Source organism: Nocardiopsis sp. FR4, assembly GCF_009830945.1.
Lineage (GTDB): Bacteria > Actinomycetota > Actinomycetes > Streptosporangiales > Streptosporangiaceae > Nocardiopsis.
In genome coordinates this window covers 1-16,156 of sequence record NZ_VWVV01000051.1, presented here as the reverse complement: position 1 = coordinate 16,156, position 16,156 = coordinate 1, and the positions used below count along the sequence as shown (strand labels likewise).

Here is a 16,156-nt window from a genome sequence, read left to right as displayed (position 1 = left end):
CGGCCCGGGCGGGTGCGGGCGCCGCCGGGCGGGTCCCGCGGCGCCGGGCCGCGCCGCGGTCCCGCCGGGTCCAGGGGGTGAGCAGGCGCTGGGCGAGCACGAGGACGGCGTCGGTGGCCAGGGCCAGTGCGACGGTGAGCACGATGCCCACGACGATGGGCGCGTCGAACTGGCGGCGGAACCCGTCGCTGAGGATGAGCTGGCCCAGCCCGCCCAGGCCCACGAGGGAGGCGACACTGACCATGCTGATGGTAGCCACCGAGGCCACGCGCAGCCCGGCGATGATCACCGGCACGGCCACCGGCGTCTCCACGTACACCAGGCGCCGCAGGGGGCCGAAGCCCATGGCCACGGCGGCCTGGCGGACGTGGTCGGGGACCTGGCGCAGGCCGTCCACGACGTTGGGCAGCAGGATCACCAGGGTGTACAGGGCCAGGGGTACGACGGCCGTCCAGTCGCTGAACCCGGTGTAGGGCAGCATGAGGAAGAACAGGGCGATGGAGGGCACCGCGTAGAGCACGTTCACACCGGTCAGCACCGGCGGGTACAGGCGTCTCCAGCGCGCGCAGGCCAGCCCCAGGGGCAGGGCCACCGCCAGTCCGATGAGGATGGACAGGTAGGACAGGCGCATGTGCTGGAGCAGGCGGGGCCGGATGCCGCGGTCGGGTTCGCCGGGGTGGCTCCAGTTCGCCGCGCCCCAGTCGGCGACGCGGGCGATCCAGTCCCAGGCCTCGCCGATCACTCGGTCACCGACCACAGGGCCGTGCCCAGGTCGTCCTGGGAGACCACGCCGAGTACGCGCCCCTCGGCGTCGACGCCGACCGCGCGCCCGGCGGGTGAGAGGACGGCGGCGTCCAGGGCGGCGCGCAGGGAGTCGGTGCCCACGTCGAAGGTGTGGCCGTAGGGGGCCAGGTCCAGCTCGCCCAGGGCGGTGTCGGCGGGTGCGCGGCCCAGCTGCTCCGCGCTGGCCCAGCCCAGGGGCTGGCGGTCGGCGCTGACCACCAGCGCCCAGGGTTCGCCGCTCTCGCGCACCGCGGCGAGCGCGCCGCCCGCGCCGGTGCCGGCGCCGAAGACGGCCTCGCCGCGCAGCGACAGGTCGCGGGCGGGGAAGAAGGACAGGCGCCGTACGCCCCGGTCGTAGCCGACGAAGGACTCGACGAAGGCGTCGCGGGGGTCGGCCAGCAGGCGTTCGGGGGTGTCGTACTGGGCGAGCCTGCCCCCGGGGCGGAAGACGGCGATGCGGTCGCCCAGGCGCACGGCCTCGTCGATGTCGTGGGTGACGAAGACGACGGTCTTGTGCAGTTCACGTTGCAGGCGCAGCAGTTCGTCCTGGAGGCTGGCGCGCACCACGGGGTCCACGGCGCTGAAGGGCTCGTCCATGAGCAGGATGGGCGGGTCGGCGGCCAGGGCGCGGGCCACGCCCACGCGCTGCTGCTGCCCGCCGGAGAGCTGGTGGGGGTAGCGCCGGGCCTGGGCGGGCTCCAGCCCGACCAGTTCCATGAGCTCGGCGGCGCGGGCGCGGGCCCGGGCCCTGCCCCAGCCCAGCAGCAGGGGCACGGTGGCGATGTTGTCGCGCACGGTGCGGTGCGGGAACAGGCCCGCCTGCTGGATGACGTAGCCGATCGAGCGGCGCAGCACGGCGGGGTCGCGTCGGCGCACGTCCTCGCCGTCGATGAGGACGGCACCGCCGGTGGGCTCGACCATGCGGTTGATCATCCGCAGCGACGTGGTCTTGCCGCTGCCGGAGGGGCCCACGAACACCGTGGTCCGGCCGGTCTCGACGGTCAGGTCCAGGCCGTCGACGGCCACCGTGCCGTCGGGGTAGAGCTTGGCGGCGCCCTCGAACGTGATCATCGGCCGGGTGTCTCCATTCGGGGAACCGGTGGGTCATGGGTGGCGAGGGAAAGGCCGTTCGCACGTTACCCGTGTGCGGGACGGTCAAACGGTGCGCGGAGAGCCGTGACCCCACCGGGACCCGGCGCCGGCCGGGATCCGTCCGCGATCCGGTGGGGACACCCGTCTCAGTCCTGGCGCGCGATCCAGTCGGCGAGCTGGTGCAGGTCGTCCACGACGGTGTCGGCGAGCGCGGCGTCCTCGGTGGCGGCGTGGCGGTAGCCGTAGATGCCCCGGCGCAGCAGGGCGGTGCGCATCCCGGCGCGGCGGGCGGGCAGGACGTCGTTGTCGACGCGGTCGCCGACGTAGAGGATCTCCCCGGGTGCGACACCGGGGCGGGTCAGCGCGGCCAGGGCCAGGACGCGGTCGAAGAACGCGGGTTCGGGCTTCTTGACGCCCCAGTCGTCGGAGATGCCGATGCCGTCGACGCCCAGGTCCATGGCGGTCAGGGCGGGGCCGGCCTCGGGCGGCTGGTTGCCCGCGATGACCAGGGAGAGTCCGGCCTCGCGCATGGCCTTGAAGGCCGGGCGAACGTCGGGGTAGAGGTCGCGTTCACCGAAGTGCTCGCGCTCGCCGTCAGGGTCCTCGGCCCGCCAGCGGGCGCTCTCGGCGGCGAGGTCGAACCCGGGCACGAGCAGCCGGAAGCCGTCGGTGAGGGTGCCGCCGGAGGCGAGCACGCCGCCGATGGTCCCGAAGAAGGCCATGTGCGGGATGCCGAAGCGGTCGGCCCAGCGCGCGAAGATCCGCGTCTCGTCCACGAGGGTCTCGCCGACGTCGAACACCACAGTACGAATTGCCACGGTCAGGGAGTGTACAAGCCGTCTGCGACGCTTCCCGGCAGCGTTCGCCTCCGGGTCCGCTCCCGGAATCCGGCCTCCGCCCGGCGGGCGCCCGCCGCCGTTCAGCTCAGCCCGGCGGGCGCAGCACGGCGAAGGCGTCGGTGATCTGCAGGCTGCGGTCGCGGAAGCGGAACAGGGCGGCGGGCCGTCCGCCGGAGCGCCCTGAGGGCACCGAGCGCCCGGTCTCCTCGATCTGCCCGCGGCGCAGCAGCACGCGGCGCAGGTTCGTGGCGGCCACGTCGTGGCCCAGCGCCGCGCGGTAGTAGCCCGACAGCTCCGACATCGTGAACTCCGGGGGCGCCAGGGCGAACCCGACGTTGGTGTAGCTGAGCTTGGCGCGCAGCCGCCTGCGCCCGGAGCGGACGATGGAGGCGTGGTCGAAGGCCATGGCCGGGAGCTGGTCGGCCGGGTGCCAGTCGGTGTCCCCGGGCACGACCGGGTCGACGTCGGCGGGCACCAGTCCCAGGTAGGCGGTGGCCAGGGTGCGGTGCCGGGGCACCCGGTCGGGGTCGCTGCGGGTCTCCAGCTGCTCCAGGTGTGACAGATCCCTCACGTCCACCTTCTGGGCGAGCTGGCGCCGGATGGAGGCGCCCAGGTCCTCCCCGGGGCCGAGCCTGCCGCCGGGCAGTGCCCAGCACCCCTCGCAGGGCGGCAAAGCCCTGCGCCACAGCAGTACGCACAGCCGTCCGGCCCGGATCTGGAGCACGACCGCGAGCGCCTCGTGCACCGAGAGTTCCGCGCGGGAGGCCGTGGCGCGGACGGATTCCACAGCCTGTCCGTTTTCCTGTGGGATGTCCAACCTGTCCCTTCCGTTCCCCGTCATGTTAAGCTGCAAGAGGTTTGTGCCTGACAGACAAAAACTCATCAACCGGCACGGCCTTCCCCGGCACGGCGCCCGCACGGCGTGCCCACAGCCTCAAGGAAGTAGTTGGACATGGCACCGGTCACTGCTACGGCGGACACCATGACCAGGCAGGAATGGGCCGACGAGGTCCGCCGCCTGGCGAAGGAGCGCGACGCTGTCATCCTCGCGCACAACTACCAGCGCCCGGAAATCCAGGACGTCGCCCACCACACCGGCGACTCCCTCGCGCTGTCCCGCCTGGCCGCCAGCGTCGACGCCCGCACCATCGTCTTCTGCGGCGTCCACTTCATGGCCGAGACCGCCAAGATCCTGGCCCCGGAGAAGACGGTCCTGCTGCCCGACCCCAACGCCGGGTGCTCACTGGCCGACACCATCACCGCCGAGGACGTGCGCGCCTGGAAGGCCGAGCACCCCGGCGCGGTCGTGGTCGCCTACGTCAACACCACCGCCGCGGTCAAGGCCGAGACCGACATCTGCTGCACCTCCTCCAACGCCGCGGACGTCATCCGCTCCATCCCCGAGGACCGCGAGATCCTCTTCCTGCCGGACCAGTTCCTCGGCGCCCACGTCAAGCGCGTCACCGGGCGCGAGAACATCCACGTGTGGATGGGCGAGTGCCACGTGCACGCCGGGATCGACGGGCACACCCTGCGCGAGCGGGTCGCCGCCGAGCCCGACGCCGAGGTCTACGTCCACCCCGAGTGCGGCTGCGCCACCTCCGCCCTCTACCTCGTGGGCAGCGGCGCGGTGCCGCAGGAGCGCGTGAAGGTCCTCTCCACCGGCGGCATGCTCACCGCCGCGGAGAACACCACCGCCAAGAAGGTGCTCATCGCCACCGAGACCGGCATGCTGCACCAGCTGCGCAACGCCAACGCGACCACCGAGTTCGAGGCGGTCAACTCCCGCGCCGAGTGCCACTACATGAAGATGATCGACGCCGACAAGCTGCTGAACGCGCTGCGCTTCGGCACCACCGAGATCACGGTGGACGCCGGGACCTCCGAGCGCGCCCGCCGCTCCGTCGAGCGGATGATCGCCATCGGCTCGCCCTCCCGGGGCGGAGAGTAGCCTTACCCCGGTGGGCGGGGAACCGCGCTCCGCCCAACAACGGGTTACAGAACTCTTACCTTCGGGACACAGGTCGTCGTTTCCCCCACACGGAGGGACTCCCGTCGCTACCGTCACGGAAAAGGTGGGGGGAGAATCGTGACCAGAGGGACCGAAGGAGACGAAACGACGGCGGTCGAGGCGCTCTATGACGCCTTCGCGTCGTCCCTGTACCGCTACGCCTGGTCGTTGCTGGGCGACGAGGGCGACCCCGCGGCCGAGGCCGTGCACGACGGCCTGGTCGCCGGCGTCCTCCTCGACACCCGGCGCGCCGACCCTGCCGACCGGGGCCCGTGGCTGTACGCGCTGGTGCGCGCGGCCTGCCAGCGGCGCGGCCTGGCCCAGGTGAGCCCCTACACCCGGCTGGCCACGGTGCCCGCCGAGAAACCCGTGGCGCGCATGTTCGCGCACCTGCCCGCCAGCCACCGCGAACTGGTCGAGCTGAACCTGCGGCACGCCCTGCCCACCTCGGCGGTGGCGCGCGTACTGGGCCTGGACCCGCAGATCTGCGGAGAGCTGTCCCGCTCGGCCGTGCGCCGCGCCGCCGAGAACCTGGAGGGCGAGCGGGCCCCGACCGGCTGGCGCGACCAGGTGGACCACGTCTCCTCGGCCCTGGCCCTGCTGCGTCCGCCCGGCCCGCCGCCGGACCTGCGCGACCGGGTGGTGCGCACCTGCCTGGACCCCGAGTTCGCCGCGGCGCGCGAGCGGATCGTGGCGCACACGCACCCGCTCACCAGCGACGGGTACCCGGTGCACCGCTCCCGCGCCGCCGACGCCCCGGAGGAGGCCGCCCCGGCCGACGAACCCGGCCCTGAGGCCCCGCCGCGCGCCCTGCCCCGCGACCGCCTGACCACCCGCGACCACCCCGTGCGCGAGGAGGCGGTCGCCGAGCTGGCCGGGCCCGGGACCGGCCCCGCCGACTCCGACGACCCGGCCCGGTCCCCGCGGCGCCGCTGGCCGCTGCCCGCCGTCTCGGGCCTGGCCACCGTCGCCCTGGCGGTGGCCCTGTGGGCGTGGGCGAGCGCGGCGGGAGGACCGCCCACCGTCATCGGCATCGGCCCCGAGGTGCCCGGGCGCGACCCGCTGGTGACCCAGTCGGAGGCCGCCGCGACCGCCTCCGACACCAAGTTGGAGGCCACCGACAGCGCCAGAGCCCTTCCCTCCGAGCCGCCCCCCGGCCCCGGGGAGCCCTCCGGGGCCGCCCCCGCTCCGGAGGACGATCATTCCTCCGCGGAGGAGGAGCGGGCGGGCGAGCCCGCACCGCCCGCCGGGGAGAAGAGCCCTCCCTCCTTCGAGGGCCTGCCCGGGGACGGGGTCGAGTTCCCCGGCGAGGGCGCCGTGGAGGAGGAGCCGACCGCCGCGCCCTCGGAGGAGGACGAATCCGGCGACGGCGGCTCGGGCGGCCTGTTCCACGGGCTGCTGGGACTGCTCTTCGGCGGCGGTTAAGGGCCTGGTCGGCAAGGCCGGCGGAAGACGGCGGGGAGGCCCGGAGGCTGGGAGGTCGGCTAGAAGGAGGCGAGCAGCCGCTCGGCCGCGATGTGCAGCCGCCGCTCGACCTCGTCCACGTCCCGGCGGCCCTTGAGCACCTCCACCAGCTCGAAGATCCACACGCTGGTGAGCGATCCGGCCAGGACGTACCCGGTGCCCTCGCGGTCCACCTCGGCTTCCGGGTCCCGGGTGCCCGCGGCCACCCGCCACACCAGGTCGGAGATGCGCGCGTCCAGCTCGATCTTGACCTCGGCCATGATGAGCGAGCGCACCAGCGCGTCGGCCAGCTCGGGCTCGCGCATCAGGCCCAGGGTCGCGCGCAGCAGGACGTCGACGGCGCGTCCGGCGGGGGTGTCGGCGGTGGGCGGGCGGCGGACGATACCGCTCTCCAGCAGGTCCAGCTCCTCGGTGACCACGGCCACGACCAGGTCCATCTTGGAGGGGAAGTAGCGGTAGAGCGTGCCCAGGGCCACCCCGGCGCGCTCGGCCACCGAGCGCATCTGCATGGCCTCGACGCCCCCGCGCACGGCCAGGGCGGCGGCCGTCTGCACGATGCGCTTGCGGCGCTGGGCCTGACTTCGCGACATCGTTCCGCTCGCCGCCTGCACCGCCACCGGATCGTCCCTTCGTCATCAGCCCGCTCGACACGGCGCTGGAGTCCGCTGTGACGGTCGGCGCCCGGCCCGGACGCCGACCATTATGAGAACACGTTATCCAACGACGTACCCGCCAGGCAGTTCTTCCGATCCATGATTCTCACCTCATCGCCCGACGTAGTAGTAGCAACACGAAAGGGAAGCCGGGGCTTTCGGGTCCCGTGACCAGCTTTATAGAATTTGTTCTAGATTTCACTGCTGTGCACGTACTCCTCCCCGGCCGCCCCCTCGGAGCACCCCGCCTCCTAGGATCGAACCGGATTCGGTTTCCAGTGAGAGGTCGTGCCCCTATGTCCGACACACCCCCCAGCGCACCGCCCCCCGTCGAAGACCTCGGCGACGGGGTCTGGAGCCTGACGGTACCCATCCCCGGCAACCCCCTGGGCTTCACCTACGTCTACGTCCTCACCGGCTCCGAGGGCCCCGTCCTCGTCGACACCGGCTGGGACCACGACGAGTCCTGGGAGGCCCTGGTCCGCGGGCTCAAGCAGACCGGGCACGAGGTCGAACAGGTCCGCGGCGCGGTCCTCACCCACTTCCACCCCGACCACTCCGGCCTGGTCGCCCGCCTGCGCGCGGCCTCGGACGCCTGGATCGCCATGCACCCGGCCGACATCGCGGTCCTCGAACGCCTCAACGCCTCCCCCGTGCCGGACCGGCTGGACGCGATCACCGGGCAGCTGCGCCGATCCGGCTTCCCCGAGGAGGACGTCCGCGCCCTGCGCGAGACCCCGGGCCTGCTCTCCACACCCGCCGTCCCCGACCTGCCCCTCGCCGACGGGGAACGCGTCGACCTGCCCGGCCGCGACCTGCGCGCCGTGTGGACCCCCGGCCACAGCCCCGGCCACCTGTGCCTGCACCTGGCCGACGGCCGCAGGCTCTTCACCGGCGACCACGTCCTGCCCGGCATCACCCCGCACGTGGGCCAGTTCCCCCTGCTGTCCGAGGACGGCGACCCCCTCGGCGACTTCCTCACCTCCCAGGCCGGGATCGCCCGCCTGCCCGACGCCGACCGCCTCGTGTGCCTCCCCTCACACGAGGGCCGCTTCACCGGGCTGGCCGAACGCACCCGGCGGATCACCACCCACCACGAGGAGCGGCTCGACGAGATGGCCGCCCTGCTCGCCCGGGGGCCCGCCACCCTGTGGGAGATCGCCTCCGGTCTGCCGTGGAAGCGCCCCTGGGAGCGCATGAGCGTCCGCTCCCGGCACATGGCCGCCTCCGAGACCGCCGCCCACCTGCGGCTCATGGAGGAGCGCGGACTGGCCGAACGCACCGGGCGCGAGGGCACACCGCGCTGGACCGTCCGCCCCGCATAGGATCCCTTACCAACCAGCCCGGAGCCGACCGCCACCCAACTGCCGAGTAACATGTGGACGCATCGGCGGCGACCCAACGATCGAGGTGGACTCTTGACCCAGTCGGGCACCCCACGGCCCCCCGCCGAGCGGCCCCTGCGCGTGGCCCTGCTGTCCTACCGCAGCAAACAGCACGTCGGCGGGCAGGGCGTGTACGTGCGCCACCTGTCGCGCGAACTCGCCGCCCTCGGCCACGAGGTCACCGTGTTCTCCGGCCAGCCCTACCCCGTGCTGGACGAGGGCGTGACCCTGGAGAAGCTGCCCTCCCTGGACCTCTACAACGACGCCAACCCCTTCGTGGCCCCGCCCGTCCGCGAGTGGCGCGACTGGATCGACGTCCTGGAGGTCGCCACCATGTGGACCGCCGGGTTCCCCGAGCCCCTCACCTTCTCCCTGCGTGCCAACCGCGAACTGCGCGCCCGCCTGGCCGACTTCGACGTCGTCCACGACAACCAGACCCTGGGCTGGGGCCTGCTCGGCGTCCGCGCCGCCGGACTGCCGCTGGTGACCACCATCCACCACCCCATCAGCGTGGACCGCCGGATCGAGCTCGCCGAGGCCCGCGGCCTGCAGAAGCTCTCCAAGCGCCGCTGGTACGGCTTCGTCGGCATGCAGGCCAGGGTGGCCCGCAGACTCGACCCCATCCTCGTCCCCTCCCAGTCCTCCGCCGACGACATCGCCCGCGAGTTCGGGGTCTCCCCCTCCGCCATGGAGGTCACCCCGCTGGGCGTGGACACCCGCTACTTCCACCCGCGGCCGGAGCGCGAGCGCGTACCCGGCCGCATCGTGTGCACCGCCAGCGCCGACAGCCCGCTCAAGGGCGTGGCCGTCCTGCTGCGCGCCGCCGCCAAGCTCGCCACCGAACGCGACATCACCCTGACCATCGTGAGCAGGCCCAAGCCCGGCGGGCCCACCGACCAGCTCGTGGACGAGCTGAGCCTGCGCGACCGCGTGGAGTTCGTCAGCGGCATCGACGACACCGCTCTGGCCGAACTCGTCGCCAGCGCCCAGGTGGCGGTGGTGCCCTCCTTCTACGAGGGGTTCTCCCTGCCCGCCGTGGAGGCCATGGCCTGCGCCACCCCCCTGGTGGCCAGCCGCGCCGGGGCCCTGCCCGAGGTCGTGGGCACCGACGGCGACGCCGGGCGCCTGGTCCCCCCGGGCGACCCCGAGGCCCTGGCAGGCGCGCTCGCGGCCCTGCTCGACGACGACGCCGAGCGCGAACGCATGGGCGCCGCCGCCTGGCGCCGGGTCCAGGAGCGCTTCACCTGGAGGGCCGTGGCCGAACTGACCGCGCGGCGCTACGCCTCCACCATCGACGCCAACGGCGGCACGCGCCCCGCGCCCGCGCGGGCACGCGCGCACGGCGCCTGACCCACGATCCCTAGGGAGCCTCCACTGATCACCGTCGACTTCACCCTGCTGCCCGTCGGTCCCGGCGACCGCGTCCTCGACCTGGGCTGCGGCGGCGGCCGCCACGCCTTCGAGGTCTACCGCCGCGGCGCCGACGTCACCGCCTTCGACCAGAACGTCGCCGACCTCGCCGAGGTCGAGACCATGTTCGCCGCCATGCGCGCGGAGGGCCAGGCCCCCGAGCAGGCCAGCGCGGAGACGGTCAAGGGCGACGCCCTGGACATGCCCTTCGAGGACGCCAGCTTCGACCGGGTGATCGCGGCCGAGATCTTCGAGCACATCCCGCACGACATCGCCGCCATGGCGGAGCTGTTCCGCGTGCTGCGCCCGGGCGGCATCGCCGCGGTCACCGTGCCCAGCTTCCTGCCCGAGCGCCTGTGCTGGGCCCTGTCGGAGGAGTACCACACCAACGAGGGCGGGCACATCCGCATCTACACCCGCGCCGAACTGGAGGCCAAACTCAAGGCCACCGGCTTCGAGATCGGCCCGCACCACCACGCGCACGCGCTGCACGCGCCCTACTGGTGGATCAAGTGCGCGGTGGGCACCGGCAACGACGACCACCCGCTCGCCAAGGCCTACCACGACATGCTGGTGTGGGACATGCTCAAGGCCCCCAAGGTGACCCGGGTCACCGAACGCCTGCTCAACCCCCTCATCGGCAAGAGCGTGGTCGTGTACGTGCGCAAGCCGCACGCCGCCTGATGGCCGTGCCGGACCTGCCGGGGGTGGTCGACGCCGAGCAGCTGCGCCGCTGCGCCGCCTATCTGCTCCGCAGCCAGGAACCCGACGGCGCGATCCCCTGGTTCCCCGGCGGACACACCGACGTGTGGGACCACGTGGAGTGCGCCATGGCCCTGACCGTGGCCGGGCACACGGAGGCGGCCCGGCGCGCCTACCTGTGGCTGGAGGGCAGCCGCCACCCCGAGGGGGGCTGGCCCGCCAAGTTCCGCCAGGGCAGGCCCGTCACCCGGCTGCGCGAGGCCAACCACGCCGCCTACCCGGCCGTGGGCCTGCTCCACCACCTGCTCGTCACCGGTGACGCCGACTTCGCCGAACTCCTGTGGCCCGTGGTGGAGGAGGGTCTGGAGTTCGTGCTGGACCTGCGCGGTGAGCACGGCGAGATCCTGTGGGCCCGCTCCGAGGACGGATCCCCCGGGGACCACGCGCTGCTGACGGTGTGCGCCAGCGTGCACCACGCGCTGCGCTGCGGTACGGCCCTGGCCGCGCGCCTGGGCCGGGACCGCCCGGCCTGGTCGGCCGCCGCCGACCGGCTCGCGGTGCTCATCCAGGAGCGCGAGGACCTGTTCGCCGACCGCGGCCGCTTCTCGATGGACTGGTTCTACCCGATCCTGGGCGGGGCCGTGCGCGGCACCGCCGCCAAGGAGCGGATCGAGGAGCGCTGGGACCGGTTCGTGGTCCCCGGCCTGGGCGTGCGCTGCGTGAGCGACCAGCCCTGGGTCACCGCCGCCGAGTCCTGCGAACTGGTCCTGGCCCTGGCGGCCATGGGCGACCCGGAGACCGGGGCGCGGATCCTGCGGGACGTGCAGCACCTGCGCGACGCCGAGGACGGCGTGTACTGGACGGGCTACCAGTTCGCCGAGGACGTGCGCTGGCCCGTGGAACGCAGCACCTGGACGTCGGCCGCCGTGATCCTGGCGGTGGACGCGCTGACCGGTGCCACACCCGGCTCACGGGTCTTCCTGCACACCTGGTAGCCGTCCCCTCGGCCGTGTACCGGTGACCGTGTTCCGCACGGGGCCGAAGCCGTGTGCGCGCCTCCCCGGGACGGAGACCGGGCGGCCCCGGCTCACTCCTGAGCGGAGCCGGAACCGGGCAGGCGACACGGGACCGCGGGAACGGGGAGACCGGGAAGACGGGACGGGGCCCGGCGGTTCACCGCCGAGCCCCGCGGGCCGTTCCGCCCGGACCCCCCGTCCGGGCTATCCGTCCTCCTCGGTGCGGCCGGGAGGTGTCCATCCCCAGTCGCCACCGCCGGTGTCGCCGCCGTCCTCCTCACCGGGCCAGGTGGGGATCTCGGGCTGGGGGTCGACCGGCTCGGGCTCGATCGGCTGCTCCGGCTGCTCCGGCTCAACCGGGACCTCGGGCTCGACGGGCTCCTCCGGCTGCTCCTCCTGCGTCTGTTCCGCCGGCTCCTCGGTGGAGACGTCCGGGGCCCAGTTCTCGGCGGTGCCGCCGAAGGCCGGGCTCGGGAAGGAGCCCCGCTCGTAGCCCTCCATCGCCCGGGTCATGTACTGGTTCCACATCTGGGCGGGCAGGCCGCCGCCCGAGATGTTGTAGCCGGGGATGCTGAAGGACTTGTTCTCCTCGCTGTAGACGGCCACGGACGTGGACAGCTGCGGGGTGTAGCCCACGAACCAGGCTGCGACGCTGTCGTTGGTGGTACCGGTCTTGCCCGCCGTGGGGTGGTCCCACAGCCGTGCGGCGGTACCGGTGCCGCCGTTGACCACCTGCTCCAGGGCGTAGGTGACGTCGGCCGCGGTCGACTCCTGAAAGACCCTGCGGCTCTCCACCTCGGGACGCTCGTCCTCGCCCTCGGTGTTGAGGATCTCCTTGACCACGTGCGTGTCGACGTGCACGCCGCCGTTGGCGAAGGTGGCGTAACCGCTGGCCTGGTCCACCGGCCGGGCGCTGGAGGCGCCCAGCGGCATCACCGGCACCAGCTGGTTGTCGGGGATGCTGCCCTCGGGCCAGCCCGCGGCGTAGATGGTGTCGCGGATGTTCTCGAAGCCGACCTCCTGGGCCAGCTCGATGTAGCCGAGGTTGTTGGAGACCTGAGTGGCCTGGGTCAGGGTCATGATCCCGCCCGGGACGTTGTTGGCGTTCTGGATCGGGGTTCCCTGGATCTCGCGCGGCCCGCGCCCGTCCACGACGGAGTTGAGGCTGTACCCCTGCTCCAGCGCGGTCGCCAGCACGTACGGCTTGAAGGCCGAACCGGTCTGGGCGGCGCCGAGGAAGGAGCTGTCGTACTGGTTCTCCCAGTAGTCGTGGCCGCCGTAGAAGGCCAGGACCTCACCGGTCTTGGGGTCGATGGTGGTGAGACCGATGTTGACCTTCTCCGGCAGGTTCTCCTGCGGGACCATCTCCTCCACCGTCTGGTAGGCGGCGTCCATCATGTCCTTGTCGAACGTGGTGACGATGGAGTAGCCCTGACGGTTGATCTGGTCCTCGGTGTAGCCCAGCTCGGCCAGCTCGTTCATGGCCTCCTGGAGCATGTACCCCTTGTAGCCGCCCAGGTCGTTGCCCTCCTCGGGCTTCTCCGCCTCCGGCGCCGGGAACTCCATCGCGTCGGCCTCGGCCTGGGTGATGGCGCCCGTGGTGACCATGCCGTCCACGACGTACTGCCAGCGCCGCTCCATCTCCGGCGTGGTCTCCACGTCGGCCTGGCCGAACCAGGTGGGCTGCTGGATGGCGGCGGCCAGGAACGCGGCCTCCTCGGGCGCCAGGTCCTGGACGTCCTTGTGGTAGTACGCCTGCGAGGCGGCCTGGATCCCGTACGCGTTGCGGCCGAAGTAGATGGTGTTCAGGTACTGCTGCATCACCCACTCCTTCGACTCGCTCTGGTCGACCTTGATGGAGATGATGATCTCCTGGACCTTGCGGGTGACGGACACCTCCCGGGAGACGCCCTCGTAGTAGTTGCGCACCATCTGCTGGGTGATGGTGGAACCGCCCTGCACCTGCTGGCCGCTGACGGTGGACCAGACCGCCCGGGCGGTGCCCCGCACGGACACTCCCGGCTCGGTCCAGAACCCGCGGTCCTCCGCGGAGACGACCGCCTCGACGACGTGGTCGCCGCCTGCGGTCATCTCGTCGTAGGAGATGATCTCGCGCATGGTGCCCCGGTAGGCGAACTCGGTCTCACCGTCCGCGAAGTAGAAGGTCGAACCCTGTTCGAGCGCGTCTGCCTTCGCCGCGTCCGGAACCTCCACCGTGCTGTAGAGGTAGGCGAACGCGCCGCAGGCGATGATGACGAACAGGCCGGCGGCGACGAGAAGGGCTCGGAGCATCCTCCACCACAGCGGCTTCTTGGCCTTACGTCCCTTGGCGGGCTTGCCCGGCCTCCCCGGGCCCGTGGGGCCGCCCGGTCCGGTGGGGCCCCCGGGGCCCTGCGGACCGCCGGGTCCCTGGTGAGCCCCGTGGCTACGGGGACCACCGTGTCCCGCCGGACCGGTCGGCCCCTGGGGCGCGCCCGGGCCCTGGGCGTAGGCGGCGGTGAGGGGAGCGGCCGTATCGGCCTCGGCCGTGTCGGACACGTAGTCCGACAGGCGGCGCGGTGCGGGCCACAGGGCCGCGGTCTCGGCGGCGTCGGACTCATCGAGCGGCGGCGCCTCGGGCTTGTCCGGAGCGACGGTCTCGGTTTCGGCCTCGGGCTCGAAGTCCTGGACGTCGGTGACCGTTCCGGCGATCTGCCCCCGGTACGGCTCGGACTCGCGCGGGCCCTGCGCGAAGTCCTCGGTCCGCTGGAAGTCCTCGGTCTGCAGAGAACTCTCCGCGGCGGGCCCAGGGGGGCTCTCCGCGGCGGAATCGGAGTCGCGCTCGCCCCACCAGGAAGCCGCCTCGGCACGGTGTTCCGCGACGGGATGGTCCCCGGGGGGGTCCTCAGCGGCGGGACGGTCGGTGGCGGGGTCCTCCTCGGTGCCGGACTCCCCCCGGCCGTCCACGGCGCTGACCTCGGCCGTGTCGATCGCCTCGGTGGACGGACCGGTGAACGCCTCCGTCGGCGCCTCGGCGGGCACCTCCGTGAACGCCTCCGTGGGTGCCTCGGTCGGCGCCTCGGCGGAGACCTCCTCCTCGGGCTCCTGGGTCCGCGAGGCCGCGGCACGGACGGCGTCGAGCGAGATCGGCTCCGTCGCGGCGGGGGACTCGCCGCTGTCGGGTTCCGGGGGGCTCACAGGCTCCTCCGCGGGTGAGGCGCTCCTGTGCGTGTCCGTGGGGGGGACGGACTGCTCGGAGCCCTCGTCCTGAGGGCCGAAACCCTGCTCAGCGAGGCTGCGGGCCACCCTCTCCCGGAAGAAGGACCCGCTGGTCTTGAAACTGACCGGGCCGACGAACTCGGGCTCGCCCGCCCCGTCCCGCCCGTCCTCGTGTCCTAGGGTGTCATCAGTCGACTGATCCTTCTCAGCGGCCTCTGAAGTGGTCTTGCTGGACAGCTCTTCGGCAGAGGTGTTCCTGTTCTCCGGCGTGTCACTCTCGGGACGCTGTCCACCCGTCCCGCCCTCGCCGTGTCTGCTCTCGCTCAGTTCCCCGCCCCCATGGCAAATCAAGTCCGGCACCGTGCCGTCCTGGTGTTGGACGCGCGAGTACCCCTGATCGTTCATTTCGAGTCAGGACCGAAGCGGTATCCCGGGAAATTACGCCACCATCGCTCCGCCCTCAACGTCACGATACCCGCACGTAACCATGTCAAGGGCTTGCCGATAACCGCACCGTCACTTCTTACCCGACACTTACCCGCAACGGGTGTGTCCAGGGCCGTCTGTTAGTCCGGTCACTTTCTCCTGAGCAGGATCTCATGACGAACTCGGTCGTGGTGACCACATGGCGCGATGATGGTGTGTGCGACAGGACACGAAACACACATAGAGCCCGTAAAGGGCTGCGCACGGTGGTCCGCGCGCAGCCCGGTGCGCTCACAGGGGTCAGGAGAGGCGTTCGAGGACGCGCATGGAACCGACCGCCCGCACCTCGGTGAACTGACCGGAGTCGAGAGCCCTGCGGTAGATGTTGTACGGCGGTCGTCCGCCGTCCTCGGGGTTGGGGAACACGTCGTGGATGACGAGCGCCCCGCCGGGGGCCACGTGAGGGCTCCAACCCGTGTAGTCGTTCTGAGCGGCCTCCTCGCTGTGGCCCCCGTCGATGAAGACCATGCCCAGCGGTGTGCCCCAGACCGCGGCGACCTCGGTCGAGCGGCCGACGATCGCGATGACCTCCTCGTCCAGGCCCGCCTCGGTGATGGTGCGGCGGAAGTGCGGCAGGGTGTCGAACTTGCCGGTCCGGTCGTCCACGAGACTCGCGTCGTGATACTCCCAGCCCTCCTGGTGCTCCTCGGATCCCCTGTGGTGATCCACGGTGAGGACCTTGCCCCCCGTCTCGCGAGCGGCCGCACCGAGGAAGATGGTGGACTTGCCGCAGTAGGTGCCGATCTCCACGATCGGGCCGACGTGTGCGTAGGAGACCGCGGCCTCGAACAGGGCGCGGCCCTCGTCCGTGGGCATGAAACCCTTCGCGGCCTCAGCTGCGGCCAGGAGCTCGGCGGGGATTGTCTTCGTCATGCGGAAATTGTCCCACCAGGGACAATGGTGCTCATCAGCGGCCTTGACGGGCCGCCGTAGGCCTCCGCCCAGCCATTCACGATCGCACAACCCCCCGGCACACAACAAAAACACACAAAAAAAAGGGGGCCGCCCACAAAGGACGACCCCCCCACAACAAACCGTGGCAGCAACCTACTCTCCCACCCCACCACAGGGCAGTACCATCAGCGCAAAGAGACTTAACGACCGGGTTCGGAAAGAG

The 16,156-nt window shown here is 72.2% G+C and carries 13 protein-coding genes; 6 read left to right on the top strand and 7 right to left on the bottom strand.

Going from position 1 to position 16,156, the window contains the following annotated elements; all coding sequences use genetic code 11:
• The 4 genes from FYW95_RS26930 to FYW95_RS26915 all read right to left on the bottom strand — a co-directional run.
• Positions 1–739, bottom strand: a 739-nt coding sequence (locus tag FYW95_RS26930) for an ABC transporter permease (RefSeq protein WP_160050987.1), incomplete at its 3' end; no start/stop codon positions are given.
• Positions 739–1,854: an ABC transporter ATP-binding protein gene (locus tag FYW95_RS26925; RefSeq protein WP_159943035.1), complete on the bottom strand. Its 1,116-nt coding sequence runs from the start codon at positions 1,852–1,854 to the stop codon at positions 739–741. The genes FYW95_RS26930 and FYW95_RS26925, both read right to left, overlap by 1 nt.
• Before the next feature lie 167 nt (positions 1,855–2,021).
• The gene (locus FYW95_RS26920; RefSeq protein WP_236567834.1) at positions 2,022–2,693 is read right to left on the bottom strand and encodes an HAD family hydrolase; all 672 of its coding nucleotides are present in this window, start codon (positions 2,691–2,693) and stop codon (positions 2,022–2,024) included.
• A gap of 106 nt (positions 2,694–2,799) precedes the next feature.
• The gene (locus FYW95_RS26915) at positions 2,800–3,531 is read right to left on the bottom strand and encodes an NUDIX hydrolase (protein WP_159943036.1); all 732 of its coding nucleotides are present in this window, start codon (positions 3,529–3,531) and stop codon (positions 2,800–2,802) included.
• Between the two features lie 135 nt (positions 3,532–3,666).
• Between FYW95_RS26915 and nadA the strand changes: the two genes are divergently transcribed.
• Positions 3,667–4,665: a quinolinate synthase NadA gene (gene nadA, locus FYW95_RS26910; RefSeq protein WP_159943037.1), complete on the top strand. Its 999-nt coding sequence runs from the start codon at positions 3,667–3,669 to the stop codon at positions 4,663–4,665.
• A gap of 138 nt (positions 4,666–4,803) precedes the next feature.
• The gene (locus tag FYW95_RS26905; protein ID WP_159943038.1) at positions 4,804–6,150 is read left to right on the top strand and encodes an RNA polymerase sigma factor; all 1,347 of its coding nucleotides are present in this window, start codon (positions 4,804–4,806) and stop codon (positions 6,148–6,150) included.
• 59 nt (positions 6,151–6,209) lie between these two features.
• Here FYW95_RS26905 and FYW95_RS26900 read toward each other — a convergent pair whose 3' ends face one another.
• The gene (locus FYW95_RS26900) at positions 6,210–6,806 is read right to left on the bottom strand and encodes a TetR family transcriptional regulator (RefSeq protein WP_159943039.1); all 597 of its coding nucleotides are present in this window, start codon (positions 6,804–6,806) and stop codon (positions 6,210–6,212) included.
• Positions 6,807–7,138: 332 nt separating this feature from the next.
• On the opposite strand from FYW95_RS26900, the gene FYW95_RS26895 reads away from it, so the two are divergent.
• From FYW95_RS26895 to FYW95_RS26880, 4 genes are all read left to right on the top strand, one after another.
• Complete coding sequence (locus FYW95_RS26895) at positions 7,139–8,167, top strand: MBL fold metallo-hydrolase (protein ID WP_159943040.1); 1,029 nt, start codon at positions 7,139–7,141, stop codon at positions 8,165–8,167.
• A gap of 93 nt (positions 8,168–8,260) precedes the next feature.
• Complete coding sequence (locus FYW95_RS26890; protein ID WP_159943041.1) at positions 8,261–9,577, top strand: glycosyltransferase family 4 protein; 1,317 nt, start codon at positions 8,261–8,263, stop codon at positions 9,575–9,577.
• 24 nt (positions 9,578–9,601) lie between these two features.
• Positions 9,602–10,321, top strand: a complete 720-nt coding sequence (locus tag FYW95_RS26885; RefSeq protein WP_159943067.1) for a class I SAM-dependent methyltransferase — start codon at positions 9,602–9,604, stop codon at positions 10,319–10,321.
• Positions 10,321–11,334: a glucosidase family protein gene (locus tag FYW95_RS26880; protein ID WP_159943042.1), complete on the top strand. Its 1,014-nt coding sequence runs from the start codon at positions 10,321–10,323 to the stop codon at positions 11,332–11,334. The genes FYW95_RS26885 and FYW95_RS26880 overlap by 1 nt, the downstream gene beginning before the upstream one ends.
• 225 nt (positions 11,335–11,559) lie before the next feature.
• Here the strand turns inward: FYW95_RS26880 and FYW95_RS26875 are convergent, their stop codons facing one another.
• Positions 11,560–14,913 carry a transglycosylase domain-containing protein gene (locus FYW95_RS26875; RefSeq protein WP_201295063.1) on the bottom strand — a complete coding sequence of 1,118 codons (3,354 nt, stop codon included), beginning with the start codon at positions 14,911–14,913 and terminating at the stop codon, positions 11,560–11,562.
• A 366-nt stretch (positions 14,914–15,279) separates the two neighbouring features.
• The gene (locus FYW95_RS26870; RefSeq protein ID WP_159943044.1) at positions 15,280–15,912 is read right to left on the bottom strand and encodes a class I SAM-dependent methyltransferase; all 633 of its coding nucleotides are present in this window, start codon (positions 15,910–15,912) and stop codon (positions 15,280–15,282) included.
• Between the last annotated feature and the right edge of the window lie 244 nt (positions 15,913–16,156).